Here is a 274-nt window from a genome sequence, read left to right on the forward strand (position 1 = left end):
CCAAATACTCAAGGGTTTCACCTAATTTAGATTGAAGAAGTTTTGAGCCAACTGCAGGCACCTGGCCTTTATCTAAATAAAACTCCTTAAATCCAGCAACTGGTGCAAGTTCATGCTTTTTAGCTGCCAGAGTATGATATTGATTCTTCGTGACGGCTATTCCATTTTTTGCTTTTTTAACAGCAGCAGCGAGCAATTCGCTTAGCGGAATTGCGTGCTTTGGACTATCAATCTCTAATGCTGACTTCCAACCTGCAATCGTACCTGGCACGGT

General features: G+C 42.3%; 1 protein-coding gene. It reads right to left on the reverse strand.

Going from position 1 to position 274, the window contains the following annotated elements:
- A partial coding sequence (locus tag ACTF5Q_RS11675) for a gamma-glutamyltransferase (RefSeq protein ID WP_438954774.1) occupies nt 1-274 on the reverse strand: 274 nt, incomplete at both ends.

The organism is Candidatus Salinivivens marinus, from assembly GCF_965655845.1.
GTDB lineage: Bacteria > Pseudomonadota > Alphaproteobacteria > Rhodobacterales > Rhodobacteraceae > Salinivivens > Salinivivens marinus.